Below are 22,225 nucleotides of genomic sequence, written 5' to 3'. Positions count from 1 at the left end.
GAGTAAGGGAACCGCCGGAATTCCGACGCAGTGACGTCTTACGTACAGCGCGTGATCAGGAAAAGTGGATACCGGTTTTCCGTCCGATCACGCGCTAAACATATGATTCCGATCACGTTTATCTCTTCAGATCGATCCGATCTGAAGGGGTCGTGATCTGAAAGAACTTCGGTCAACCTTACGAGATGTTAACCCCATGAATATGCAGGCCCCGATCAGCCCTGAGGAGATCACCCAGGCCTTGGGTCTCGATCCCCGCGCCAAGGCCCGGCGCTGGACGAAGCGCCTTGTCTATGGCCTCCTCGCCGCCTTTGCGGTGGGCGCCATCGGCTATTGGTATTATTCATCGGGCGCCACGGCCAAGGCCGTGACCTATGACACGACCCCGGTGGTCCAATCCCCGCTCACCGTCACCGTGACCGCGACCGGCACCATTCAGCCCACCACCCAGGTCGATGTGTCGAGCGAGATCTCGGGCGTCATCCGCGCCGTCAATGTCGACGCCAACAGCCTCGTGAAGAAAGGCGATGTGCTGGCCGCCCTCGACGTCAAACGTCTGGAAGCCCAGCTCGGCCGGGCCAGGGCCTCGCTCGCCTCGAGCGAAGCCAAGCTCCTCAATGCCAGGGCCACCTATCAGCAGAACCGGCTCGCCTATGAGCGCCAGGTCGCCCTGAGCAAGAAGGGCTTCGCCGCCAACCAGGATCTCGATTCAGCGCTCGCCGCGCGCGACAGCGCCGCGGCAACCGTTGCCGCCGCCGAGGCCGATATCGAGGTGGCCAAGGCCGACATCGCGCTGCAGGAGATCGACATCGCCAAATCGAGCGTCCTCTCGCCCGTCGACGGCATCGTGCTGAAGCGCGCCGCCGAACCCGGCCAGACCGTCGCCTCGTCCTTTCAGGCGCCGGTCCTCTTCACTTTGGCGCAGGACCTGAAGCGCATGCAGGTCGAGGCCAATATCGATGAGGCGGATATCGGCATGGTGAAGGCGGGCCAGGACGCGCAATTCACCGTCGATGCCTATCCGGGCAGGACTTTCCCCGCCAGGATCGAGACGCTCGAATTCTCGCCGCTCACCACCGACGGCGTCGTCACCTACAAGGCGGTGCTCACGGTCGACAATGGCGATCTCCTGCTGCGTCCCGGCATGACGGCGACGGCGCAGATCATCGTCCAGAAGGTGGACAATACGCTCGCCGTGCCCAATGCGGCCTTGCGCTACCAGCCGCAGCAGCAGCGCACCGAGAGCGGCTTCGACCTGAGCCGCATCTTCTTCCCGCGGCCGCAGCGCGGGCGCGGCACGCCGAAACGCGACACCCAGGCGAATAGCCGCTCGGTCTGGATTCTCGAAAATGGCCGGCCGCATGAAGTCGAGGTCACCACGGGCGTGAGCGACGGCAAGCTGACGCAGATCACCGGCGGCAAGCTGACGACGGATGACGAGGTGATCACCGCGTCGCGCCGGTCCGGCTCATGAGCACGGCCCCTTTCATCGCCTTCGAGCGCGTGCAGAAGCTCTATGGCGAGGGCGCCGGACTGGTGCGCGCTCTGGCGGGCGTCGATCTCGCCATCGGCCGCGGCGAGTTTGTCGCCATCATGGGCCCTTCGGGCTCCGGCAAGTCGACAGCCATGAACATACTGGGCTGCCTCGACACCCCGACCGGCGGCCGCTATCTCTTTGCCGGCGCCGATGTGACCTCGCTCGGCCGCGACGAGCGCGCTCTGCTGCGCCGCAATTTCCTCGGCTTCGTGTTCCAGGGCTACAATCTCCTCGCCCGCACCACGGCGGTCGAGAATATCGAGTTGCCTCTTATCTATCGCGGCACGCCCCGGCTTGAACGGCGCGAGCGCGCTATCGAGGCCCTGCATCTCGTCGGCCTGAAGGGCCGCGAGCATCACACGCCGGCGCAGCTCTCGGGCGGCCAGCAGCAGCGCGTCGCCATTGCCCGCGCCATCGTCACCGATCCTCTGGTGCTGCTCGCCGACGAGCCGACCGGCAATCTCGACACCGCCCGCAGCCATGAGATCATGGAGCTTCTGACCCGCCTCAATGACGAGCGCGGCCTCACCGTCATCATGGTGACGCATGAGCCCGATATGGCGGCCTTCGCCTGCCGCACCATCCGCTTCGTCGACGGTCATATCGAATCCGACACGTTGCGTGAGGCCGCCTGATGCTGTGGGAAGCCTTCAAGCTTGCGATATTGTCGGTCAGGCGCAACGTGCTGCGCTCGATCCTGACGCTGCTCGGCATCGTCATCGGCGTTGCCGCGGTCATCGCCATGGTGACCGTCGGCGACGGCACCACTCAAAAGGTGACCGAGGATCTCTCCAAGCTCGGCAGCAATCTCCTGATCGCGCAGCCCGGGCGCAGCATGTTCGGTCCGGGCGGCGCCGGCCAGGACAACCGTTCCTTCGATGACCGCACCGTCGTGAAATTGCGCAACGAGCTCACCGGCGTGCGTGCCATTGCGCCCGCCACCACACGCGCCGCGACTCTGGTCTATGGCTCGCTCAACTATGCCACGACCGTGACCGGCACCGATTCCCAGTTCTTCACCGCCCAGGACTGGACCTTCGCCGCAGGGCGCCCGTTCAGCGACGGCGAGGTGCGTTCCGGCAGCGCCGTCTGCGTGATCGGCAAGAGCGTCAGCGACGCTTTGTTCGCGCCCGACGAGCCGCTGGGCAAGAAGATGCGCATCGGCAATGTGTCCTGCGATATCATTGGCGTGCTCGATCCCAAGGGCCAGGGCGCCTTCGGCAATGACCAGGACAACACCGTGGTCGTGCCTTTGCGCACCTATCAGCGCCGCCTCGCCGGAAATACCCGCATTCCCACCATCTACATCTCGGCGGCGACGAGCGACGATATTCCCGCCGTCACCGCCAATACCGAGCAGATCCTGCGCGAGATCCGGCGGATCGGGCCCGGCCAGGACGACACCTTCACGGTGCGCGACATGAGCCAGATCATCTCGACCATGACCTCGACCTCGACGCTGCTCACCGGTCTGCTCAGCGCGGTTGCCGGCGTCAGCCTGCTCGTCGGCGGCATCGGCATCATGAACATCATGCTGGTGTCGGTCACCGAGCGGACCCGCGAGATCGGCATTCGCCTCGCCATTGGCGCGCTCGAGCTCCAGGTGCTGACCCAGTTCCTCGTAGAGGCCCTGGTGCTGGCCCTGATGGGCGGCGTCATCGGCATCATCCTGGGCCTCGGCCTCGCCGGCATAGCCGGGCATTTCATGACCATCCCCTTCGTCCCCAGCCTGTCGATCATCACGCTGGCCTTCCTGTTCTCGGGCGCCATCGGCCTGGGCTTCGGCTTCTTCCCGGCGAGGCGCGCCGCAAGGCTCGATCCCATCGACGCGCTGAGGCATGAGTGAAATACCCTCTCCCCGCTTCAGCGGGGAGAGGGAGGGACCCGGCGCGCAGCGACGGGAGGGTGAGGGGCCTGGTGCAGTACTGTCGAGAGGCCCCTCACCTTCCCATTGCTTCGCAATGGGCCCCTTCCTCTCCCCGCTGAAGCGGGGCGAGGGTATTTTGTTCCCTCGCAAAATCGTGAATGATGGCTGAAACGCCGGACCTGTTGCCGGCGTATAGTCTGCTGACATGCAAATCCGCACCCTTCTCAGCCCCTGGACCGACCGCGCCGGACGCTTTTCGTTCCTGAAGACGACGGTGTTCGTCCTGGTTCTGCTGCCGGCGCTGTATTATGCGGTCAAGCTGGGCCAGAACGACCTCGGCCCCCTGCCCTATAAGGAAGCGCTGCACCGGATCGGCGACTGGACGGTCAGGTTCCTGGTCGTGACCTTGGCTCTCACCCCCCTGCAGCGCATCCTGATGTGGCCGAAGCTCGCCGTGATCCGCCGCATGCTGGGCGTCACGGCCTTCACCTATGCTCTGATCCATTTCTCGCTCTATGTCGTGAATGAAAAGCTCGATCTCGTCTTCGTCGCGACGGAGATCGTCAAGCGCGTCTACCTGACGATTGGCTTCACCGCCCTCATCGGCTTGAGCCTGCTTGCCGCGACATCGACGGATGCCGCCCTGCGCAAGCTCGGCCGCAACTGGAAGCGGCTGCACATGATCGTCTATGGGATCGCGGTGCTGGCTCTCCTGCATTATTTCATGCAGTCGAAGATCGATGTCAGCCAGGCGACCCTGTGGTCGGGCTTCTTCCTCCTGCTGATGATCTACAGGCTCGCCGTCAAATGGCGCCTTGCCTTGACGCCGCTGACGCTCGCCGGCTGCGCCGTCGCGGCAGGTCTTGCAACCGCGCTCATCGAATTCGCCTGGTATGGCATCGCCACCGGCGTCGATCCGGTGCGCGTGCTCAAGGCCAATCTGGCCTTCGCCTATGGCCTGCGCCCGGCCTGGATCGTCCTGATCGTCGGCCTGATCGCAGCACTCCTGCCCTGGATCAAGCCTGTCTATGCGGCAGCGACGACGCGGCTGAGCCCGGCCCGCAACGCCGCGACCCGCTGATCACCGGCAAGCCGCGCCTGCACCGCGAGCACGGCCTCCGACCTCAGAATAACGCCGTCATCGAGGATCTTGAGATGGTTGGCCGCCAGCGTCGAACCCGTGGTGGTGATATCGACAATGGCTTCCGCCGTTCCGGCCGCGGGCGCTCCCTCGGTCGCGCCCAGGCTCTCCACGATGCGATAGCCGGTGACGCCTTTCGAGGCGAAGAAGCGCCGCGTGAGATTGAGATATTTGGTGGCGATGCGCAGGCGCCGCCCATGGCGCTCATAAAAACCTTCCGAGACTTCATCGAGATCGCTCATCCGCGCCACGTCGAACCATGATTGCGGCACCGCGACCACCACATTGGCAGGACCGAAACCCAGCCGTTGCAGCACATCGACGCGCGCATCCTCGGGCGCCAGGGTCTCGCGCAGCAGATCCTCGCCGGTGACGCCGAGATCGATCTTGCCATCCTTCAGCTGCCCGGCGATCTCGGATGCCGAGAGAAAGGCGATGTCGATGCCCGCCACGCCACCGAGATGGCCGCGATAGAGTCGGTCCGATCCGCTGCGCGCGAAGGCAAAGCCGCCCTTGCCGAACAACGCTTCGGTCGCCTCCATCAGGCGTCCCTTGGAGGGCACGCCAAGCACCAGCGCCGTCATGATCGCGCTCCCGCGGCAGCAAGCAGCGATTCGGTGCCGATGGCGCAGCCGACCGCCGAGACCGGAACGGCTGAGCCGATATCGGACAAAAGATCGTCGTAGCGCCCGCCGCCCGCGACCTGGAGCGGGCCTTGCGCCGTATCCGCTTCGATCTGGAAGACGAAGCCCGTGTAATATTCGAGATTGCGCCCGAAAGTTGCGGCGAAAGCAAAGTCCTCCGGTGCGAGACCCCGCTCGCGCATCGCTTCGATGCGGCGCCGGAATCGCTTCAGCGCCGCGCGATAGGCTTCACCCCCGGCAATCGCCTCCAGCGGTGCCAGCACCGACGCGGCATTGCCCTCGATCGCGAGATAGGTCTCGATCGCCTTGACCGCAGCGGGCGCCAGCGGATGGGCCGAGCGATCGGCCGCCTTTTCGACGAGGCGCGTGGCGATCTCTTCGGTCGAACGCCCGCCGGCGAGCGGAATGGCCCCTCTGTCGAGCTCGGCTTCGACCCAGCCTTGCGTCTGGCCGATATCCTTGCCCACCACCTTGTCGACAAAAGGCGAGATGCTGGTGCGTGTCTGGTCTTCGAGCGCCGCGAAACGGGTGAGCGTCTCGCGGAAAGTCTGCGGCCGCCAGAAATGGTGGATCAGCCGGCGCCGCCAGCGCCTGGGCATTTCGAGCCCGTCGAGCAGCGCATGGAAGAGGCTGAGATCGCCGAGCTTCACGCGGAAGCCCTTGAGGCCGCCCGCTCTCACCGCGGCAATGGTGAGCGCCAGCACTTGCGCCTCCGAGCCTTGCGCATCGCCGGCCGCCAGCCATTCGATGCCGGCCTGGCCGAATTCGCTCAGGAGCCGCGCATCCTTGGTGAAGCGGAAGGCCGGTCCGCAATAGCAATAGCGCGCCTCGCTGTCGGGCCTCGCGGCGTGAGCCAGGTGATAGCGGCAGGCCGGCACCGTGAGATCGGGCCTCAGGCACATCTCCGCCCCTTCCGGGTCGGTGAACACATAGGAATTGGCGCGGATGTCCTCGCCTGAGCGTTCGAGGAAGATATCGGCCGGCTGCAATATGTCGGGCGCGATGTGATCGAAGCCGGCCGCTTCGAACACCGCCATCACGCGCGCATTCTGCGCCTCCAGCGCCTGGCGCTCGGCCGAGGATTTACCAGGCATTGCGACACATCCCAGAGCACCCACTACCATTCCCCTCCCCCTTGTGGGGAGGGGTTAGGGGTGGGGGTTGGGTGGTCTCTGAAAGAAACGCATCGCCGGAAGAAAAACGAACTGAGGGGCCGGAACGACCCCCACCCCTAACCCCTCCCCACAAGGGGGAGGGGAAAATGCTTCCGTTCTCGCTCATTTCCTCGCCAGCGCCTCGCGCACCGCCTTCACGAGATCGCCCTCCGGCACCGAGAATTGCGCCAGGCGCGCATCCTTGTAGTCGGCGCGACTCTCGACCCCGCTGGCAAGCTTCGCCCCCAGCGCCAGGTCCTTGATCTGCACCTCGCCTTTGGCCTTCTCATCGCCGCCCTGGATGACGACCAGCGGGCTGCCGCGCTTATCGGCATATTTCATCTGCGCCTTCATGCCGGAGGTGCCGACATACATCTCGGCCCGGATCCCCGCATCGCGCAAGGCGCTCACCATGCGCTGATAGTCGCCGAGCCTTTCGCGGTCCATGACCAGCACAACGACCGGCGCCAGGGCCTTGCCCTCTTCCGCGCGGCCCAGCAGCTTGAGCGCCGAATAGAGACGCGACACGCCGATCGAAAAGCCCGTTGCCGGCACTTGCTGGCCGGTGAAGCGCGCGACGAGGTCATCATATCGGCCGCCGCCGCCGACCGAGCCGAAGCGCACCAGCTGACCCTCGTCGTTGCGCGCTTCCATCAGCAATTCGCATTCGAAGACGGGGCCGGTATAGTAGCCGAGGCCGCGCACCACCGCGGGATCGATCTTGATGCGGTCCTCCGCATAGCCCGCCGCGGCAAAGAGCTTCGCCATCTCTTCCAGTTCCTGCACGCCGGCGCGCCCGCGCTCACTGGCGCCGACCAGTTCGGCAAGCCGCTTCAAAGTCGCGTCGCGTGTCGCAGCACCCGCATCGACGAAACCGGCGACGCAATCGATCGCAGCCTGGTCGAGTTCGGCGCCCTTGGTGAAATCGCCCGATTCATCCTTGCGGCCTTTGCCGAGGAGCTCGCGCACGCCCTGGACGCCGAGACGGTCGAGCTTGTCGATGGCGCGCAGCACCGTCATGCGCCGCGCCTCACTCTCAGGTCCCGCGACGCCGATGGCTTCCAGCACGCCATCGAGCACCTTGCGGTTGTTCACCTTCACTACATAGTCGCCGCGCCTGATGCCGAGCTTCTCCATCGTGTCGGCAACCATCATGCAGACTTCGGCATCGGCCGATGGCGAGGCCGAGCCCACCGTATCGGCATCGAACTGCATGAACTGGCGGAAGCGGCCCGGCCCCGGTTTCTCATTGCGGAACACCCAGCCCTGCCGGTAGCCGCGATAGGGCGTCGGCAGCGCCTGCTGGTTCTCCGCGACATAGCGGGCGAGCGGCGCGGTCAGGTCATAGCGCAGCGACAGCCACTGTTCGTCCTCGTCCTGGAAGGAGAACACGCCTTCATTCGGCCGGTCCTGGTCGGGCAGGAACTTGCCGAGCGCGTCGGTATATTCGATGAACGGCAATTCGAGCGGCTCGAAGCCATAGGCCTCGAAAACCTCCTCGATCACCCGCAGCATGCGCTTGACGCCCCGCACCTCGTCCGGATCGACATCGCGGAAACCCTTGGCCAGGCGCGCTTTCGGGCGCTGCTGCTTAATATTGGCGGACATGCCCGCTCCTTCAAAAACAAGTCGAGCGGGCTTGTAACGGATGACTGCCCATTCAGCAACAGCACGGAGAACATTAGGTTTTTCAGGTCATTGGCCTGTCATTAACAAAAATTAAGGTTTGGCTTCACGTCGCGGGAGCCGCCATGAAGTCCGTTCTGCTCGCTTTCCTCACCGCCATCATGTTGAGCTGCTCCGGGGGGATGGCCCTGGGCGAGCCCATCCATGGCGCGGGTTCCACCTTCGCCTATCCGATCATCGCCAGATGGTCTGAGAGCTATCTGGCCGACCGCGCCGGCGGCACTGACATCACCTTCATGGGGTCGGGCATCGACTATGAGCCCGTCGGCTCGCTTGCCGGCATATTGCGCTTGAGCCAGCCCGAGATGGATTTTGCGGCGAGCGATATGCCCCTGCCGCCGGAAGAGCTCAGGAAATTCGGCTATGTCCAGTTCCCGCTGGTGATGGGCGGCATCGTGCCGGTGGTCAATCTCGATGACATTGCCCCGGGCGGCATCGCTCTGTCGGGCGAGCTGCTCGCCGACATCTATCTGGGCAAGATCCAGAACTGGTCGGATCCGGCGATCGCCGGTCTCAATCCGGGGCTCAAGCTTCCCGATCTCAGGATCACCGTCATCCACCGCGCCGACGGTTCGGGTTCGACCTTCAACTGGACGAGCTTCCTGTCGAGCGCGAGTGCGGAATGGAAAAGCAAATATGGCGCCGACACGCTCATCTCCTGGCCGCTCGGCACCAGCGTCGAGAGGAGCTCCGGCGTCGTCAGCGCCGTCAAGGCGACCAAGGGCGCCATTGGCTATGTCGAATATGGTCAGGTGGTGCGCGCCGAGCTCATCTATGCCGCGGTGCAGAACCGCGCCGGCAAGCTCGTGCGCCCGGAGCCCGAGAGCTTCGCCGCCGCTGCGGCCAAGGCGCCATGGTCGCCCGACACTGGCTTCCATCTTTCGCTCATCGATAGCGCTGAGGCGGAAGCCTATCCGATCACCGCCGTGACCTTCATCCTGATGCGCCGCGAGCCGGATTCGGTTCAGCGCGCGCGCCAGGCGCTGTGGTTCTTCAAGCACGCTCTGACCAAGGGCACAGGCGACGCGGAAGCCCTCTTCTATGTGCCGCTGCCGGGAACGCTGGTCGACCAGGTCAAGGCCTATTGGGCGCGCGAGTTGAGCTTCGGCAGCTGAATTCAGTAACGGGTTTCCACCAACGGGGATAAGGCGACTATGGAAGCGGATATTTTCAGGGACATCATCGTGCCGGTCATCGGCGGGCTCGGCATCTTCATGCTCGGCCTCGAATTCATGGCCAATGGCATTCAGGCCTTGTCCGTCAACCGCATGCGCGAATGGCTGGCCAGGATCGCCGGCACGCCCGCCAAGGGCGTCATCGCCGGCACGCTGATCACCGGCGTCATCCAGTCCTCGACCGCCATGACCGTCATGGTCGTGGGCCTCGTCAATGCCGGCGTCATTGCGCTGCGGCCCGCCATCAGCGTCATCATGGGCGCCAATATCGGCACCACTTTGGGCAACGGTCTCATCGCCTTGCCTTTGGGACCGCTCGGCCTTCTCCTCGGCGGCGCCTTCGCGCTCGTCTATGTCTTCGCCAAGAACGAGAAGGTCCGCAATATCGCGCTCGCCTGCATGGGCTTCGCGCTGATCTTCTATGGCCTCAATCTCATGACCGGCGGCTTGCGTCCCCTGCGCGGCATGCCGGAAGTGATGTCGATCATCTCAGGCTTGCATGCCGAAAGCTTCGTCGGCCTCATCGCCTGCATTCTCATCGCGGCTTTGATCACGGCCCTCATCCACTCCTCATCGGCGACGATCGGCATCGTGATGGGCCTCGGCGCCGCCGGCGTGCTCGACTGGCAGACGGCCGTCGCCTTCTCGCTCGGCGCCGATCTCGGCACCACCATCACCTCCTGGATGGCTTCGCTCAATCTTTCGAAGAACGCCAAGCGCGCCGCCTATGCCCATATCTCATTCAACATCATCGGTGTCGCGGTGATGGTCCTGCTGTTCTTCCCGGCCATCGAGCTTCTGAAATATGCGATGGGCTGGTTTGGCGGCGATCCGGGCGTGCCGGTACTGGTCAATGGCAAGGAAACCTTCCCGCTCATCCCGGTCGCCGTCGGCCTGTTCTCGACCGCTTTCAACGTCTTCAACACCGTGCTGCTCTTCCCCTTTGTCGGCATCTTCGAGCGCGTGCTGTCGCGCATCGGCCGCACCGCGGCGGAAGACGTCGAGGATTACTCGGTGCCGAAATATCTCAAGCGCGAGCTGACCGCCGACTTCACCAATTCGGTCAATGCCGCCGAGCAGGAGACCATGCGTCACCTCAATGCCGGGGCGCTGTTCCTCGACATCGCCCGCGGCCTGAAGACGGCGCCCAGCGATCCGGGCGAGCACTATACCGCGACCGACATATTGAGCCGCGATATCCGTTCCTTCTCGGCCTCCCTGTTCAAGGACAGCATGCCCTTTGAGCAGCAGGACCTGGTGGCGAGCCTCATCGAGGAAGCCGATTTCTCGGCCAGCCTCGCCGAGACGCTGCACCAGGTGGCGCGCCGGGTGAAGCGCGAGAAATTCAGTGCTGACGCCCAGAAAGTTGTGAATGACGCGCTTGTCCGCCTGGAAGTGCAACTGCGCGAGATCCTGCCCGATTTCGGCGTGCCCAGCCCGCCGGTGCCGGCCGGCCATGTGAAATTCGCCACGGTCGAGGAGCTGCGCGAGAAGACGCTGCTGCTTGGAGCCGGCGTCTCTTCCGGCGAGCGCGGCGCCATATTGGCGCTGCTCGGCAGCATCGAGCGTGCCGAATTGCTCATCCACCGCATCGATGCCGAACGCAAATCGGTGAACCGCGCCGCCATCATCGCCCATGCCAGGGCGGCGAAGGGCAAGACCGACTACCGCCCCGATCTGGGCGGCAGCCTCAGCCCGCAGCCGGCGGAGTAAACGAGACGCATTTTCTCCGCCGTCCCCGCTTCCGTCACCCCGGCGAAAGCCGGGGCCCATTAAAATGGTGAAGCGCGAAAAGCGCCGCCTGGTTCATTCTATTCATTGGATCCCGGCTTTCGCCGGGATGACGGAAAAAATTACAAGCGAGCGAGGCTCAGACTCCCGCTCACTTGTCCCTGACCACCGTCTGCTGCTGGATGCCGAGCCCTTCGATGCCGATGCGCATGACATCGCCGGGTTTCAGGAAGCGCTGCGGCTTCATGCCCATGCCGACGCCGGGCGGCGTGCCGGTGGTGATGACGTCACCCGGCAGAAGTGTGAAGAACTGCGACAGATAGGCGACGATATGGGCGACGCCGAACACCATGGTGGCGGTCGTGCCGTCCTGCACCCGCCTGCCATTGAGCTCGAGCCACAATTTGAGCTTCTGCGGGTCCTTGACCTCGTCCGCCGTCACCAGCCACGGGCCGATCGGCCCGAACGTGTCGTAGGACTTGCCCTTGGTCCACTGTCCGGCGCGCTCGGCCTGGAATTCGCGCTCGGAGAGGTCGTTGACGGTGCAATAGCCCGCCACATGGGCGAGCGCGTCCTTCTTCTTGATGTTCTTGGCGCGGGTGCCGATGATGACGCCGAGCTCGACTTCCCAGTCCGACTTCTTCGATTTGGGCGGGATGGTGACGTCGTCATTGGGACCCGAGATGCAGCTCACCTGCTTGGTGAAGACGACCGGCTCCGGCGGCACCGGCAGATTGGACTCCGCCGCATGGTCGGAATAATTGAGGCCGATGGCGATGAATTTCTGCGAATTGGCCACGCAGGCACCGATGCGCGGAGTGCCGCGCACCAAAGGCAGCGATTCCGGCTTGATCTTGCCGAGGCGCGCCAGGCTCTTCGGCGCGATCGTGTCGCCATTGATGTCGGCGATGACGCCCGAGAGGTCGCGGATACGCCCCTCCTTGTCGAGAAGGCCCGGCTTTTCCTTGCCCTTTGCCCCATAACGCAACAGCTTCATTGATTGCCCTTCCCCAAAGATTGAGCCGATTTGTGCCAGCGCGGCCTGAAACCGCGCGCGAGAATGCCGACATAGAGCGCCGGTGTCAAAAGCTTAGCGCTCATGACTGACCCGCGCGGGATGGCAGCTTCGTATCCCTCGAAGGACCAGCTGAGCAGGCGGTCGCCCAGGACCGCCAGAGGCCCCTGCCCGGCATCGATCATGGCCCCGTCCGGCAGGCCGGCGACCTTCACCTCGGGCTTTGGTCCGCGCCGCTCCCTGTCGACGATGAGGTCGGCCGCATCCGCCATCAAAGGCGGCGAGGCCAGCGCCAGGAAGGACTGCGCCTCCTTGCGCCGGCAATAGAAGCAGGGCCGGTGGCCGGCGGAAAGCGCCGTCACTTCATCGAGGAAGAACAGCGACGTATAGCCCTTGCCCATCGGCTCATGGTGGACGCCCTTCCAATAGAGGTCGCAGCAGATCCAGTGCCGGCTCGCCCAGCGCCTTTTGCCGAGCGTCTGGTCGTCGCGGTGGAATTTGCCGCCGCGATTGCCCATCATCGTGCCGCGCGCCTTGCTGGCGACGATCTCGCCATAGGGATTGACCCGGTTCTGCAAGGGCATGGTCAGGCCACGCGCCGGAAGAGGCCCGGATAATCGGTCACGAGCCCGAACTCGTCGAAAGTGATCGTGGCCTCGAAAGCCCCATCGGTCGCCGCATAGTGGAAGCGCCGGCCGGGTTCGAGGCAGGTATAGCGCTGGCCGTCGACAAAGGGATCGAGCGTGTCGGACGGCATCCACAGCATCGAGAGCTCGCGCGCTTCGCCCCTGGCGAAATTCACACGCCGTACCGGCAGGCTGTTGGTGAAGCAGGTGAAGGAGAGATCGATATCGATGCAGCCATCGAAGACGGGCAAGGATCTGCCATCACCATCCTCCCATCGCCCCGGAGCGGGCGAGCGATAGGCGCGGCTGCGCCCATCGACCGAGGAAACGGCAAAGGAAAGGACGCGCCAGCCCTTGTCGAGCGCGATCTCATAGGAGACGGCATGGCGCTGGCCTTCATTCTCGCCGATGACATGGCTGCGGACCTGATAGCCTTTGTCTGTCGCCCGCAGGACGAGATGCTCGAGACCGTCGCCTTCCTCGGGCTTCCAGCGCGCCGTGACTTCCTTGACGTCCTTCCACATCACTTGCTCCGGACGATGATCACATGCATGTCCTTGGGCCCATGTGCCGGGCGCACGATCGTCTGCTCGATATCGGCGGTGCGCGACGGTCCGGAGATCATATTGACGGTGCGCGGCATCTGTCCCGGCCCGTGGATTGCTCTCAGCCGCGACCAGGTCTCTTCATAGCTTGCATGCAGGTCTTTGGCTTCGAGGAAGACGATATGGGCCTCGGGCAGGAAATTGAGCGTCGTCGGATTGTCCGGGCCTGAGAGCTGGACGATCGTTCCGCTTTCGGCGACGCCTGCGAAGGCGTGGGTCAGCGAGGCGGTGTCGGCATCCGCCGCCCGCCCCTCCTTCACCTCGAGCGTCTGCGCCCGGTGCCAGGGCAGGTTGGCCAGGAGCTCGTCCTTGCCGCGCCGGATCTGCGCCGGTCGGTTGGTGTTGCGCAGATAGGCGGCAACCGCGGCGGGAACATCATTGGCATCGTCAAGTACCTCGACGGTTCCGCCGACATCCGTCATCAGGCGCGTGAAGACCTGGATGCGATGCGCCTCATCGCCGACGCCCCGCTCGGGCACGATATTGCGCTGCGGATTGTTCAGCCGCGCTTCGACCGCGGCGATGCGCCGGGCCTCATCGACCTGGGCCGCGCTGCGCTTGATGCGCGAGAAGATGCGGGCGCGCGCACTATCCATGACGGCGCTCCTTCCACAGGGCCTGGAAGGTCTTGCCCTCGGGCACCGGCATGTCGCGATATTTGGTCCAGCCTTGCGCCAGGGGCAAGCTGGAAAGCCTGCCCTTGCGCCCGCCCATCAATTTGAGGAGCCGCGCCGCGATCCCTGTGCCGAACTGATAGAGCTTCGGGCGCTTGGCGAAATAGGCCCACACGCTTAAGCCCGAGCGCACCGCGCCCGGCGTCAGATGCTTCTCAAATTCCTTCTCGCGCCAGTGCCGCAACAGCCGCGGCAGCGGAATGCGCATCGGGCACACTTCCTCGCAGCGCCCGCAGAAGGTCGAGGCATTGGGCAGGTGCTTCGCCTTCTCGATGCCGATGAGCGCCGGCGTCACCACCGAGCCGATCGGCCCCGGATAGACCCAGCCATAGGCATGGCCGCCCACCGCCTGATAGACCGGACAGTGATTGAGGCAGGCGCCGCAGCGTATGCAGCGCAGCATGTCCTGGAACTCGGTGCCGAGCACATTGGAGCGGCCATTGTCGAGAATGACGACATGATATTCGAGAGGACCATCGGGATCTTCCGGCCGCCTCGGTCCGGTGGAGAAGGTCGTGTAGTTGGAGAAGTCCTGGCCCGTCGCCGAGCGCGCCAGCACGCGCAGGATCGTCGTCGCATCCTCGAGCGTCGGCACGATCTTCTCGATCGAGGCGATGACGATATGGGCCTTGGGCAATGTCTGGGTCAGGTCGCCATTGCCTTCATTGGTGACGATGATCGAGGTGCCGGTCTCGGCGATGAGGAAATTGGCGCCGGTGATGCCGACATCGGCATCGAGATATTTCTGCCGCAGCACCTGGCGCGCTTCCTCGACCAAAGTCGGGATCTCGGTGAGGTCGCGATTGGGATCGAGATGGGTGTGCGCCTTGCGGAAATCGGCCTCGATCTGGTCGCGCGTGAGATGGACGGCGGGGGCAATGATATGGCTTGGCGGCTCGCCCCGCAGCTGGATCAGATATTCGCCGAGATCGGTCTCGACCGGCGTCACGCCGGCCTCCTCCAGCGCGTGATTGAGGCCGATCTCCTCGGAGATCATCGACTTGCCCTTGGTGGCGAGCCTGGCGTCGAGGCGCTTGCAGATTCCGAGGATGGCAGCGCGGGCCTCTTCGGCGGTTTCCGCCCAGTGCACCTGCCCGCCCGAGCTTGCGACCTTCTCCTCATAGCGCTCGAGATAGAGATCGAGATGGGCCAGCACATGGTCCTTGATGTCACGCGCCTGGTCGCGCAGCGTGTCGAATTCGGGGAGATTGGCTCTGGCCTTGGCGCGCTTCTCGATGAAGCGGGGGCCCGTCTCCGTCATCGCCCATTGCAGCTGGCTGTCGGCGATCGCCTTTTTCACATTGGCGGGGAACGTGGCGGATTGCTGCTCCATCATTCCGCCTCCGCAAAATACCCTCGCCCCGCTTCAGCGGGGAGAGGGAGGGACCCATTGCGCAGCAATGGGAGGGTGAGGGGCCTCTTGCCGACTCTGTTCGAGGCCAGCCAAGAGCATTGCTGAACAGGGACAAACGCCATCACTTGATAGAACGCATTTTCAGGATAGAGGCCCCTCACCCTTCCCACCGCTGCGCGGCGGGCCCCTACCCTCTCCCCGCTTCGCAGGGTGAGGGTAATAGGTTGCGCTGCCTGCAGTTCATCCGTCAAATCGATGCGCACGAGATGCTGCTCCATCACTCCGCCTCCGCGATCGGGGGCGTCGTGGTGTCGCCGGCGAGGATCTCGGCGACATGGCGCACCTTGAGCGCCGATCCCTCGCGCTTGAGCTTGCCCGCCATGTTCATGAGGCATCCCATGTCGCCGGCGAGCAGCAGGTCGGCCTTGGTGGCGGCGATCTTCTTGGTCTTCTTGGCCACCATGACATTCGAGATATCGGGATATTTCACGCAGAACGTGCCGCCGAAGCCGCAGCACACTTCGGCATCCTCGAGCTCGACGATCTCCAGCCCCTCGACGGTGCGCAGCAATTTGCGCGGCTCCGCCTTGACGCCGAGCTCGCGCAAGCCTGAGCAGGAATCATGATAGGTGACGGTGCCCTGGAAGCGCGCCGCGACCTTCTCCTGCTTCATCACCCGGACCAGGAAGGATACGAGCTCATAGGTCTTCTCCGCCAGCGCATCGGCGGCGGCGCGATCGGCGCTTCCGGCCGCGAAGAGCTCGGGATAATGGGCCTTGATCATGCCGGCGCAGGAGCCGGACGGCGCCACCACATAGTCGAAGGCCGAGAAGGTCCTGATGACGGCACGCGCGATGTCGGCCGTGTCCTTGCGGTCGCCCGAATTGAAGGCCGGCTGCCCGCAGCAGGTCTGGTTCTCCGGCACCTCGACGATGCACCCCGCCTCTTCCAGGAGCTTCACGGTGGCGAAGCCGACCGATGGGCGGAACAGATCGACGAGGCAGGTCACGAAAAGGCCGACGCGCGGCCGGGTCAGCTCCATCAGGCGCATCCCTGTTGTTTCCGGGCCTGTTTATGGCGCGGGGCAACCCTGCCCTGCAAGCACTTATATGACAAATCGATTGAGCATTAGGCCGCAGTATGGGACTAAGATGGCACCATGGTTGCGATGCCTCTCCCCGACAAGGCCACGCTCGCCCGCCGCCGCGAGATCGCCGAGGCGTTGCGTCAATTCGTGCCCGGAGAAGGCGTCATCGAGACCCCGGTCGAGATGCGCGCCTATGAAACGGACGGGCTGACGGCCTATCGCCAGATGCCGCTGGTCGTGGCGTTGCCCGAAACCACCGCACAGGTGAGCGACATCCTCAAATACTGTCATCAGAACGGCATCAAGGTGGTGCCGCGGGGTGCTGGAACCTCGCTCTCGGGTGGCGCCCTGCCGCTCGCCGATGGCGTGCTGCTCGGCCTCGGCAAGTTCAACCGCATCCTCGAGATCGACTATGCCAATCGCTGCGTCGTCGCCCAGCCCGGCGTCACCAATCTCGCCCTCACCCAGGCGGTCCAGCACAAAGGCTTTTACTATGCTCCCGACCCCTCCTCGCAGATCGCCTGCACCATTGGCGGCAATGTCGCGGAGAATTCGGGCGGCGTGCACTGCCTGAAATACGGCCTCACCGCCAATAATGTGCTGGGCATCGAAATGGTCCTCGTCACTGGTGAAGTCCTGCGGCTCGGCGGCAAGCATCTCGACAGCGAGGGCTATGATCTTCTGGGCGTCATGACGGGCTCGGAAGGCCTGCTCGGCGTCGTCACCGAGGTCACCGTCCGCATCCTGCAGAAGCCGGAGACGGCGCGCGCCGTGCTGGTCGGCTTTCCTTCCAACGAAGATGCCGGCAAATGCGTCGCCGACATCATCTCGGCCGGCATCATTCCGGGCGGCATGGAGATGATGGACCGGCCCGCCATCCATGCGGCGGAGGAATTCGTGAACGCCGGCTATCCGCTCGAAGCGGAGGCCCTCCTCATCATCGAGCTCGATGGTCCCCAGGTCGAGGTCGACCATCTGATCGAGCGTGTCGTCGCCATCTCGAACGCCAACCAGGCAAATTCCTGCCGCGTGTCGCAATCGGAGGAAGAGCGTCTCGTCTTCTGGGCCGGGCGCAAGGCGGCTTTTCCGGCGGTCGGGCGCATCTCACCCGATTATCTCTGCATGGACGGCACCATTCCGCGCGGCAGGCTGCCGGAGGTTCTGCAGGGCATGGCGGAATTGTCGCGCCACCATGGCTTGCGTGTCGCCAATGTCTTCCATGCCGGCGACGGCAACCTGCACCCGCTCATCCTCTTCGATGCCAATGACGCCGACGAGCTCGACCGCGCCGAGAAATTCGGCGCCGATATCCTGAAGCTCTGCGTGAAGGTCGGTGGCGTCCTTACCGGTGAGCATGGTGTCGGCATCGAGAAACGCGATCTGATGCCCGAGATGTTTTCGGAAACCGATCTCAACCAGCAGCAGCGCCTCAAATGCGCCTTCGACGACAAGGGCCTGCTCAATCCCGGCAAGGTCTTCCCGGTCCTCCATCGCTGCGCCGAGCTCGGCCGCATGGTGGTGAAAGGCGGGCAGTTGCCGCGCCCCGATCTGCCGAGGTTCTGAGCGTCATGGCGCTCCAACCTCGCAGCGAGGCCGATCTCGTCGCCATGGTGCAGCAGGCGCTCAGCCGGAAGACGCCGCTCGAGATCACCGGCACCGGCACCAAGACGGGCCTCGGCCGGCCGATCTCGACCGTCGAGACGATCGATCTTTCCCAATTCTCCGAAGTTTCCCTCTATGAGCCGGAGGAACTCGTCATCACCGCGGGCGCCGGCGCCCTGCTGGCCGACATTCAGTCTCTTCTGGATGCGAGCGGCCAGGAATTCGCCTTCGAGCCGCCGGACCTCTCGAAGCTCCTCGGCACCGGGCACAGGGGTACGCTGGGCGGCATGCTCGCCTGCAACCTGTCGGGGCCGCGCCGCCTCAAGGCGGGCGCCGTCCGCGACCACATATTGGGTGTGGCGGGCGTCTCGGGCCGCGGCGAAGCCTTCAAGGCGGGCGGCCGGGTGGTGAAGAACGTGACCGGCTATGATCTCGCCAAGCTGATGGCGGGCTCCTATGGCACGCTGGCGGCGCTGACCTCGGTTACCTTCAAGGCGCTGCCCAGGGCGGAAAGCGAGGAGACGCTCGTCCTCGAGGGCCTGGATGATGAGGCCGCCATCGCCGCCATGAGCCTCGCCATGCAGTCGCCTTGCGAGGTTTCGGGTGCCGCCCACCTGCCGCGCGGTCTTGCCGGCGAAGTCGCCCGGACTTTCCTGCGTCTCGAAGGCATTCAGCCGTCCATCGCCTATCGCCGCGACAAGCTCGTGAAGCTCGTTGCCGCCGGCACGCGACATCATCTGCTCGACGCCGCCGACTCGCGCAAGACATGGGCGGCGCTGCGCGATGTCCATCCGCTTACCGACAGCAGCGAGCGGATCGTCTGGCGCCTGTCGGTGCCGCCGGCCGGGGCCGCGCGCGTGACGGCGAGCCTGGCGCAGCAGCTGGATATGCGCTGGTTCTATGACTGGGCCGGCGGCCTCATCTGGCTCGACATGCCGCCGAGCCAGGATGCCTCGGCCAAAATCATCCGGGCAGCTTTGCCGAGCGGTCACGCGACGCTCATCCGCGCCGCCGATGCGATACGCACCTCCGTCCAGGTCATGCAGCCGCAGCCGCCGGCGCTGGCGGCGCTGGCGCGGCGCGTCAAGGCGGCCTTCGATCCGACAGGCATCTTCAACCCCGGCCGCATGCAAGTGGAGAATTGAAACATGTGGGGCAGATCAAGCGCGTCGCCTGTTTCCCCTCCCCCCTGCGGGGAGGGGTTAGGGGTGGGGGTTTGGGTGGTGCACAATCACTTGTCACCTCCACGATCGAACAAGCAGGTCGAAAGCCAATCATGTATGCGGGACCAAAGGCCCCCCACCCCTAACCCCTCCCCGCAAGGGGGAGGGGAACGCAACGCGGAAGCCCCATAGCGATGCAGACGAACTTCACCCCGGAGCAGCTGCAGGACCCGCATATCGCCACGGCCAACCAGATCCTGCGCAAATGCGTGCATTGCGGCTTCTGCACCGCCACCTGCCCCACTTATGTGCTGCTCGGCGATGAGCTAGACAGCCCGCGCGGCCGCATCTATCTCATCAAGAACATGCTGGAGCGCGGCGAGGCGGCGACGCGCGCGACCGTGAAGCATATCGACCGCTGCCTGTCCTGCCTCTCCTGCATGACGACCTGCCCCTCGGGCGTCCACTATATGCATCTGATCGACGACGCCCGCGTCCATGTCGAGAAGACCTACAGGCGCCCGCTCGCCGAGCGCCTGCTGCGCGGCTTCCTCGCTTTCCTGATGCCGCGCCCGGGCCTGTTCAAGACCGCCTTGATCCTGTCATCGCTTGTGCGGCCGCTTATGCCGTTCATCGAAAAGCTGGGCGACAAGCGTCTTTCGGCCCTGTTCGCGCTGACGCCCAGGGAAACGCCGCCGCCCGAGGTGATCGGCCAGGCCGGCACCTATCCGGCGGACGGTGAGACGCGCATGCGGGTGGCGCTGTTGCGGGGCTGCGTCCAGAGCGTCCTCGATCCCGCCATCAATGCGGCCGCCATCCGTCTCATGAATCGCAACGGCATCGAGGTCGTGGTGACGAAGGGCGAGGCCTGCTGCGGCTCGCTGACCCATCACATGGGCAAGGAGGCCGATGCGCTCACCCGCGCCAGGCGGATGGTCGATGCCTGGACGAAGGCCGGGGTCGAGCGCGTCATCATCACCGCGTCGGGCTGCGGCACCACCGTCAAGGACTATGGCCATATGCTGAGGCTCGATCCGGCCTATGCCGGCAAGGCCGCGGCAATCTCGGCCATGACGCGCGACGTCACCGAGTTCCTGAGCGAGATCGGCCTTCCCGAGGCTTCGCCGCCAAGGCCGCTGCGCGTCGCCTATCATTCGGCCTGCTCCATGCAGCATGGCCAGAAGATCAAGGCGGAGCCGCGCCGCCTGCTCCAGCAAGCGGGCTTCGACGTTGCCGATATTCCGGAAGGCCATCTCTGCTGCGGCTCGGCCGGCACCTACAATATCCTGCAGCCCGAGATCGCGACGAAATTGCGCGACCGCAAGGTCGCCAATATCGCCTCGGTTGCGCCCGACATCATTGCCACCGGCAATATCGGCTGCATCACCCAGATCGGCCAGGGAACCCGCATTCCCATCCTCCATACGGTGGAGTTGCTTGACTGGGCCTATGGGGGCTATGAACCCAGGGTCTTAAGAGAATCAGCTAAGGGATAGATATTAATGGCGAAATTCCCGAAGGGTGTGACCGTCACCGAAAAGGGCAAGGCAGGTTTTGACCGTGTGCTCACCCCCGAAGCCATGGGCTTCATTGCACGGCTGCACCGCAGCTTCGAGGATCGCCGCCGGGCGCTGATCAAGGCGCGGGCCGACCGCCAGAAGCTCTTCGATGACGGCGCCCTGCCTGATTTCCTGCCCGAGACCCGCTCCGTGCGCGAAGGCAAATGGACGGTGGCGCCGATCCCGGCCGACCTCCAGGACCGGCGGGTCGAGATCACCGGTCCGACCGACCGCAAGATGGTGATCAACGCGCTCAATTCCGGCGCCAAGGTCTTCATGACCGATTTCGAGGATTCGAACTCCCCCACCTGGGACAACATGATCCAGGGCCAGATCAACCTGATGGACCGCTGGTCGAGCCAGCTCGATTTCACCGATCCGGCCAGCGGCAAGGCCTACAGGCTCGGCAAGAAGCCGGCTGTATTGCTGGTGCGCCCGCGCGGCTGGCACCTCCTCGAGGAGCATATGCAGGTCGACGGCGCCCCCGTATCGGGCGCCCTGTTCGATTTCGGCCTCTATTTTTTCCACAATGCCAAGGCCGCCCTTGCCGCCAGATCGGGCCCCTATTTCTATTTGCCCAAGATGGAGGGCCATCGCGAGGCGCGTCTGTGGAACGATGTCTTCATCCAGGCGCAGAGCGAGCTGTCGCTTCCCCTCGGCACCATCAAGGCGACCGTCCTCATCGAGACCTTGCCGGCCGCTTTCGAGATGGACGAGATTCTGTTCGAATTGCGCGACCACATTGTCGGCCTCAATTGCGGCCGCTGGGACTATATCTTCTCCTTCATCAAGACCTTCGCCAGCAACAAGCGCTTCGTGCTGCCCGATCGCGCCCAGGTGGTGATGTCGAAGGCCTTCCTCGCCAATTATTCGGCCCTTCTCATCCAGACCTGTCACAAGCGCCGCGCCTTCGCCATGGGCGGCATGGCGGCGCAGATTCCCAACCGCAAGGATGAGGAAGCCAATCGGCTGGCCTTCGACAAGGTGCGCGCCGACAAGGAGCGCGAGGCCAAGAACGGCCATGACGGCACCTGGGTGGCGCACCCCGACCTCGTGCCCGTGGCGCGCGAGATCTTCGATGCCCTGATGCCGACCCAGAACCAGCTCTATGCCAAGCGCGAGGACGTCAATGTCGGGCAGAAGGACCTGCTCCAGGTCCATGAAGGCACAAAGACCGAAGCGGGCTTCCGCGAGAATATCCGCGTCGGCGTGCAATATATCGAGGCCTGGCTCAGGGGCCGCGGCGCCGTGCCGATCTACAATCTGATGGAGGATGCCGCGACCGCCGAGATCTCGCGCTCGCAGATCTGGCAGTGGCTCAAATTCGGCGCCAGGCTGGAAGGCGGCCAGAAGGTGACGAAGCCCTTCTTCGAGAAATGCCTCAAGGAGGAAATGGAGCGCGTCGCCGGAGAAGTGGGGGCCGAGGCCTACAAAAAAGGCCGCTTCCGCGAGGCGGTCGACATCTTCCGCAAGATGTCGACGTCACCCCATTTTGAGACTTTCCTGACCTTGCCGGCTTACCGGAAGATCGTATGACCCATTCCTACATCGCCGCGACGGAAGTTGGCGGTGACTTCGTCTAGTGGATAATCGAAACAGCGCATA

General features: G+C 64.4%; 18 protein-coding genes and 1 pseudogene. 10 read left to right on the top strand and 9 right to left on the bottom strand.

Features of this window, described 5'->3' with window-relative positions; all coding sequences use genetic code 11:
- Positions 1 to 196: 196 nt before the first annotated feature.
- The 4 genes from DT068_RS22975 to msrQ all read left to right on the top strand — a co-directional run bounded on the left by DT068_RS22975 (position 197) and on the right by msrQ (position 4,485).
- Positions 197 to 1,474, top strand: coding sequence for an efflux RND transporter periplasmic adaptor subunit (locus DT068_RS22975; RefSeq protein WP_119392233.1), 1,278 nt, complete (start codon positions 197 to 199; stop codon positions 1,472 to 1,474).
- Positions 1,471 to 2,172 carry an ABC transporter ATP-binding protein gene (locus tag DT068_RS22970; protein WP_119392232.1) on the top strand — a complete coding sequence of 234 codons (702 nt, stop codon included), beginning with the start codon at positions 1,471 to 1,473 and terminating at the stop codon, positions 2,170 to 2,172. The genes DT068_RS22975 and DT068_RS22970 overlap by 4 nt, the downstream gene beginning before the upstream one ends.
- The gene (locus tag DT068_RS22965; protein ID WP_119392231.1) at positions 2,172 to 3,383 is read left to right on the top strand and encodes an ABC transporter permease; all 1,212 of its coding nucleotides are present in this window, start codon (positions 2,172 to 2,174) and stop codon (positions 3,381 to 3,383) included. The genes DT068_RS22970 and DT068_RS22965 overlap by 1 nt, the downstream gene beginning before the upstream one ends.
- 226 nt (positions 3,384 to 3,609) lie before the next feature.
- A complete protein-coding gene (gene msrQ, locus DT068_RS22960) occupies positions 3,610 to 4,485 on the top strand; it encodes a protein-methionine-sulfoxide reductase heme-binding subunit MsrQ (RefSeq protein WP_119392230.1) in 876 nt (291 codons plus the stop codon).
- On the opposite strand, the pseudogene hisG reads toward msrQ, so the two are convergent.
- From hisG to hisS, 3 genes and pseudogenes are all read right to left on the bottom strand, one after another.
- Positions 4,440 to 5,129 (bottom strand): annotated as a pseudogene (hisG, locus tag DT068_RS22955) (ATP phosphoribosyltransferase); the annotation flags it as partial. The gene msrQ and the pseudogene hisG overlap by 46 nt on opposite strands.
- Entirely contained in the window at positions 5,126 to 6,283 is a 1,158-nt protein-coding gene (locus DT068_RS22950; protein ID WP_162914400.1) for an ATP phosphoribosyltransferase regulatory subunit, read from the bottom strand. The gene DT068_RS22950 and the pseudogene hisG, both read right to left, overlap by 4 nt.
- 183 nt (positions 6,284 to 6,466) lie before the next feature.
- The gene (hisS, locus tag DT068_RS22945) at positions 6,467 to 7,951 is read right to left on the bottom strand and encodes a histidine--tRNA ligase (RefSeq protein ID WP_119392227.1); all 1,485 of its coding nucleotides are present in this window, start codon (positions 7,949 to 7,951) and stop codon (positions 6,467 to 6,469) included.
- Between the two features lie 143 nt (positions 7,952 to 8,094).
- Between hisS and pstS the strand changes: the two genes are divergently transcribed.
- The gene (gene pstS / locus DT068_RS22940) at positions 8,095 to 9,144 is read left to right on the top strand and encodes a phosphate ABC transporter substrate-binding protein PstS (RefSeq protein ID WP_119392226.1); all 1,050 of its coding nucleotides are present in this window, start codon (positions 8,095 to 8,097) and stop codon (positions 9,142 to 9,144) included.
- Between the two features lie 39 nt (positions 9,145 to 9,183).
- Positions 9,184 to 10,917, top strand: a complete 1,734-nt coding sequence (locus DT068_RS22935; RefSeq protein WP_119392225.1) for a Na/Pi cotransporter family protein — start codon at positions 9,184 to 9,186, stop codon at positions 10,915 to 10,917.
- Positions 10,918 to 11,086: 169 nt separating this feature from the next.
- Here DT068_RS22935 and DT068_RS22930 read toward each other — a convergent pair whose 3' ends face one another.
- From DT068_RS22930 to DT068_RS22900, 6 genes are all read right to left on the bottom strand, one after another.
- Positions 11,087 to 11,932, bottom strand: coding sequence for a fumarylacetoacetate hydrolase family protein (locus DT068_RS22930; RefSeq protein WP_119392224.1), 846 nt, complete (start codon positions 11,930 to 11,932; stop codon positions 11,087 to 11,089).
- Entirely contained in the window at positions 11,929 to 12,534 is a 606-nt protein-coding gene (locus DT068_RS22925) for a hypothetical protein (RefSeq protein WP_119392223.1), read from the bottom strand. Before DT068_RS22925 ends, DT068_RS22930 begins: the two co-directional genes overlap by 4 nt.
- Before the next feature lie 2 nt (positions 12,535 to 12,536).
- The gene (locus tag DT068_RS22920) at positions 12,537 to 13,100 is read right to left on the bottom strand and encodes a putative glycolipid-binding domain-containing protein (RefSeq protein ID WP_119392222.1); all 564 of its coding nucleotides are present in this window, start codon (positions 13,098 to 13,100) and stop codon (positions 12,537 to 12,539) included.
- A complete protein-coding gene (locus tag DT068_RS22915) occupies positions 13,100 to 13,777 on the bottom strand; it encodes a LutC/YkgG family protein (RefSeq protein WP_119392221.1) in 678 nt (225 codons plus the stop codon). Before DT068_RS22915 ends, DT068_RS22920 begins: the two co-directional genes overlap by 1 nt.
- On the bottom strand, positions 13,770 to 15,188 hold the full coding sequence (locus DT068_RS22910) for a LutB/LldF family L-lactate oxidation iron-sulfur protein (RefSeq protein ID WP_119392220.1): 1,419 nt from the start codon (positions 15,186 to 15,188) through the stop codon (positions 13,770 to 13,772). Before DT068_RS22910 ends, DT068_RS22915 begins: the two co-directional genes overlap by 8 nt.
- Positions 15,189 to 15,486: 298 nt before the next feature.
- On the bottom strand, positions 15,487 to 16,251 hold the full coding sequence (locus DT068_RS22900; RefSeq protein WP_119392277.1) for a (Fe-S)-binding protein: 765 nt from the start codon (positions 16,249 to 16,251) through the stop codon (positions 15,487 to 15,489).
- Between the two features lie 117 nt (positions 16,252 to 16,368).
- On the opposite strand from DT068_RS22900, the gene DT068_RS22895 reads away from it, so the two are divergent.
- The 4 genes from DT068_RS22895 to aceB all read left to right on the top strand — a co-directional run bounded on the left by DT068_RS22895 (position 16,369) and on the right by aceB (position 22,156).
- Positions 16,369 to 17,859: an FAD-linked oxidase C-terminal domain-containing protein gene (locus tag DT068_RS22895; protein WP_368905047.1), complete on the top strand. Its 1,491-nt coding sequence runs from the start codon at positions 16,369 to 16,371 to the stop codon at positions 17,857 to 17,859.
- 5 nt (positions 17,860 to 17,864) lie between these two features.
- Positions 17,865 to 19,043, top strand: coding sequence for a glycolate oxidase subunit GlcE (glcE, locus tag DT068_RS22890; RefSeq protein WP_119392218.1), 1,179 nt, complete (start codon positions 17,865 to 17,867; stop codon positions 19,041 to 19,043).
- 212 nt (positions 19,044 to 19,255) lie between these two features.
- Complete coding sequence (gene glcF, locus DT068_RS22885; protein WP_119392217.1) at positions 19,256 to 20,557, top strand: glycolate oxidase subunit GlcF; 1,302 nt, start codon at positions 19,256 to 19,258, stop codon at positions 20,555 to 20,557.
- A 6-nt stretch (positions 20,558 to 20,563) separates the two neighbouring features.
- On the top strand, positions 20,564 to 22,156 hold the full coding sequence (aceB, locus tag DT068_RS22880) for a malate synthase A (RefSeq protein ID WP_119392216.1): 1,593 nt from the start codon (positions 20,564 to 20,566) through the stop codon (positions 22,154 to 22,156).
- Positions 22,157 to 22,225 lie beyond the last annotated feature (69 nt).

Source organism: Taklimakanibacter lacteus (genome assembly GCA_003576695.1).
Lineage (GTDB): Bacteria > Pseudomonadota > Alphaproteobacteria > Rhizobiales > Aestuariivirgaceae > Taklimakanibacter > Taklimakanibacter lacteus.
The sequence above is the reverse complement of the archived record's forward strand: the minus strand, read 5'-3'. Positions and strand labels throughout refer to the sequence as shown.

Coding starts and splice junctions, on each gene's coding strand:
- DT068_RS22975 (WP_119392233.1), top strand. CDS start 197: ATGAATATGCAGGCCCCGATCAGCCCTGAGGAGATCACCCAGGCCTTG.
- DT068_RS22970 (WP_119392232.1), top strand. CDS start 1,471: ATGAGCACGGCCCCTTTCATCGCCTTCGAGCGCGTGCAGAAGCTCTAT.
- DT068_RS22965 (WP_119392231.1), top strand. CDS start 2,172: ATGCTGTGGGAAGCCTTCAAGCTTGCGATATTGTCGGTCAGGCGCAAC.
- msrQ (WP_119392230.1), top strand. CDS start 3,610: ATGCAAATCCGCACCCTTCTCAGCCCCTGGACCGACCGCGCCGGACGC.
- DT068_RS22950 (WP_162914400.1), bottom strand. CDS start 6,283: ATGCCTGGTAAATCCTCGGCCGAGCGCCAGGCGCTGGAGGCGCAGAAT.
- hisS (WP_119392227.1), bottom strand. CDS start 7,951: ATGTCCGCCAATATTAAGCAGCAGCGCCCGAAAGCGCGCCTGGCCAAG.
- pstS (WP_119392226.1), top strand. CDS start 8,095: ATGAAGTCCGTTCTGCTCGCTTTCCTCACCGCCATCATGTTGAGCTGC.
- DT068_RS22935 (WP_119392225.1), top strand. CDS start 9,184: ATGGAAGCGGATATTTTCAGGGACATCATCGTGCCGGTCATCGGCGGG.
- DT068_RS22930 (WP_119392224.1), bottom strand. CDS start 11,932: ATGAAGCTGTTGCGTTATGGGGCAAAGGGCAAGGAAAAGCCGGGCCTT.
- DT068_RS22925 (WP_119392223.1), bottom strand. CDS start 12,534: ATGCCCTTGCAGAACCGGGTCAATCCCTATGGCGAGATCGTCGCCAGC.
- DT068_RS22920 (WP_119392222.1), bottom strand. CDS start 13,100: ATGTGGAAGGACGTCAAGGAAGTCACGGCGCGCTGGAAGCCCGAGGAA.
- DT068_RS22915 (WP_119392221.1), bottom strand. CDS start 13,777: ATGGATAGTGCGCGCGCCCGCATCTTCTCGCGCATCAAGCGCAGCGCG.
- DT068_RS22910 (WP_119392220.1), bottom strand. CDS start 15,188: ATGGAGCAGCAATCCGCCACGTTCCCCGCCAATGTGAAAAAGGCGATC.
- DT068_RS22900 (WP_119392277.1), bottom strand. CDS start 16,251: ATGGAGCTGACCCGGCCGCGCGTCGGCCTTTTCGTGACCTGCCTCGTC.
- DT068_RS22895 (WP_368905047.1), top strand. CDS start 16,369: ATGGTTGCGATGCCTCTCCCCGACAAGGCCACGCTCGCCCGCCGCCGC.
- glcE (WP_119392218.1), top strand. CDS start 17,865: ATGGCGCTCCAACCTCGCAGCGAGGCCGATCTCGTCGCCATGGTGCAG.
- glcF (WP_119392217.1), top strand. CDS start 19,256: ATGCAGACGAACTTCACCCCGGAGCAGCTGCAGGACCCGCATATCGCC.
- aceB (WP_119392216.1), top strand. CDS start 20,564: ATGGCGAAATTCCCGAAGGGTGTGACCGTCACCGAAAAGGGCAAGGCA.